We start from the raw sequence: 2,665 nt of genomic DNA, 5'->3' as shown, positions 1-2,665 counted from the left end.
TAAACCAACAAAACGACACACTCCCAGAAAATGGAGAGATAACGGATACCACTACCTCAGTAGAAACCTCCCCGCCAGCCACCCTTAGCGCTGATGGCAAGGCGTGGTTTATTCATCCTGTAGCATTATTTAATTTCAAACCAAAATCGTGTATAACATTTGATATGTTAAAGCGGATTTTCACTTCTGTATCAAATAATCGGCTAGATTTATTACAATTCATAGTAAATGATATTAACGTTCATATGAACGAATATAGACTTGATACACCTCTTAGATTAAGTCATTTTTTTGCTCAAATTAGACAAGAAGTTGGTTTATCACTAAAAACTGAAGAAAATTTTACTTATAGTGTTAGTGGATTAAAAACAACATATAAATATTTTAGAAATAATCCTGAAGATGCAATAAAACATGGTTATCCTGATGGTTCTCCGAAAAATTTAAGAATTGTATCGAAGGAGAGCCAAAAATTTGTTGCGAATAAAGCCATGGGAGATAGATTAGGAAATCTTGGTTCAAATACTGATGATGGTTGGAATTTTAGAGGAAGAGGATTAAAGCAGTTAACGGGTAGGGATAATTATGTAGATTTTGCAAATGGATATCAGGAAATTTGGGGCGGGGAGTACATTGATTTTGTTAATAATCCAGATTTATTACATACAAATTATAAATATATAGTTCATTCGGGTGTCTATTTTTGGCTTAAATATAAATTATACAATATTGCAGATCAAGGTTCTGATGAGTCAACAGTAAATCTGATAACTGAAAAAATTAATCAATATACTAAAAGTTATAAAGATAGGTATAATCATTTTAAGGAAATCTATGATACTAAAAAAATCTTTCAAAATATTTAAAACGTTTAATCTTATAATATTTATTGTACTAAGCAGCTTTCCTCTTTTTTGCCATGCAAAAAAAGAACCGTTGTCATTAAAAATATTACCAATTTTCTCTCCTTTTACCCAGCAATACGAAGAAGATGATGAAGATGATAGCGGAGAATACTCTCATGTCTATTTGATTAATTTTTATAATGCAATTAGTACTGTTCATCCTCCAGTATTAGTAAATTACGATGGATTGAAATCAATATTGTTATTTGTTCCTGCAGATCCCAAAGATCCTAATAAGGGAAACCATCACCTTGTTTATAATTTTAATTTAGGTAATTTTAAACTAAATGAAGTTGGAACTATTTTCACCCACGAGATATTATCAATTTTTAGTTATAATCCTAATGAAGAAAATGCCATGATTTTTGTTCTTCAAAAAAATAAATCGGGGGAGGAAACTTTATACTCGAATATTAGATTTTCAGTTATAAAAGAAGAAGGAGGATTATATATACAATCTTTTAAGACAGATAGAATAAGTATTGCTGGTTTAGATAACTGTATTGATGGCGGTATTGATTATTTGGGTAACACACAAATATGTAAGTATAAAGACGCTTCATCGATAAGAAAATTTTTTGATAACATAATGAAAAATAAAAATTTTTGATTCTATTTCTTTTTAATGAGGAATTACAATGAAGTTTAAAACAATGTTGTTTATATTATTAAGCTTAATTCTTACAGGGCAAAATGCTAATGCCAATTCCGATGAAGATTTAGATACTATTCCAGAACAATTTCGATTCCCTAAATATAATAACATAGCTCATCCACCAATTGATGTCGAGTATAAAGGGCTCAAAGGTACGGTAATGTTCATTACTCAACCAATTGAGAATGAGAAAATTAATTTGGGAATTTATTTTCTAACAAATAATAATAAGGAATTATATAAGGCATTTGAAATTTATTCATATGAATATGATGAATTATTAAGTATCTTTGAATATGAGTATACAGAGAATGAAACCAAATATAAATCTATTCTTATTCTAACAAAAGAAGTCTTAAAATCAAGCATACACTATCGTTATTTTGAATTACCAATATTAATTGATAATGATGGTGTGTTGAGAGTATTATATTTTATAGGAGATGATGCTCTTGTGGCAAAAATTGGATGTATAGATGATTTTGAAACAAAAGAACGCTGCGAATTTTCAACGAAAGAGGGATTGATAAAATATCTTAATAAAGAAAGAAAACAATAATGAAATTTAAAATAATATTATTTATCTTTTTGATTGCTTTTTTCAGAAATTCATATGCTGAGAAATTAACGTTTAATATTGATCAGAAGGTAGTTAATAAGGCAGTTTTCTATACTGAAAATAATAGAAATATTATTAATCTTTACCATAATAATAATTTGATTATAAAGATCCCGAGTTTTGATGAAGACGGAGGAAATCGTTTTGAAAAAATATTAACACGTTATGGTGAGAATAATTTAATAAGAATAATAACCACTTTTCCAGATAGAGGGTATTTCAAGATTTATTATGATATAGGCTTAAATAAAGATACTAATTTATATAGTTAATAAAGTAAGCTTTGAAATACAGGAATGGTCATCAAGCGAAAAGTTCACAGCAAAATATTGTTATAATCAAATCCAAATTGGTTTAGATGAATTTATTAAAAACAACGAGTTATTCAACAAAATAAGACCTAGAGTTGATGGGTGGAAAAATGGTAAAGTAAAAGGTAGTTGTGTTAAATCTAATAATGAAATTAATTATGAAAATGCATATAAC

General features: G+C 28.0%; 4 protein-coding genes. All 4 read left to right on the top strand.

Features of this window, described 5'->3' with window-relative positions; genetic code table 11:
- Positions 1-866 (top strand): glycoside hydrolase family 19 protein (locus B9N71_RS13120; RefSeq protein ID WP_208610518.1); only part of this gene is annotated, 866 nt, incomplete at its 5' end.
- Entirely contained in the window at positions 835-1,515 is a 681-nt protein-coding gene (locus tag B9N71_RS12255; RefSeq protein ID WP_085166103.1) for a hypothetical protein, read from the top strand. The genes B9N71_RS13120 and B9N71_RS12255, both read left to right, overlap by 32 nt.
- A gap of 28 nt (positions 1,516-1,543) precedes the next feature.
- The gene (locus B9N71_RS12250) at positions 1,544-2,119 is read left to right on the top strand and encodes a hypothetical protein (protein ID WP_085166102.1); all 576 of its coding nucleotides are present in this window, start codon (positions 1,544-1,546) and stop codon (positions 2,117-2,119) included.
- Entirely contained in the window at positions 2,119-2,451 is a 333-nt protein-coding gene (locus B9N71_RS12245; RefSeq protein ID WP_085166101.1) for a hypothetical protein, read from the top strand. Before B9N71_RS12250 ends, B9N71_RS12245 begins: the two co-directional genes overlap by 1 nt.
- Positions 2,452-2,665: the final 214 nt, after the last annotated feature.

The organism is Gilliamella bombi (assembly GCF_900103255.1).
In the GTDB taxonomy this organism is placed as follows: domain Bacteria; phylum Pseudomonadota; class Gammaproteobacteria; order Enterobacterales; family Orbaceae; genus Gilliamella; species Gilliamella bombi.
This window is presented reverse-complemented; position numbering and strand designations above follow the sequence as displayed.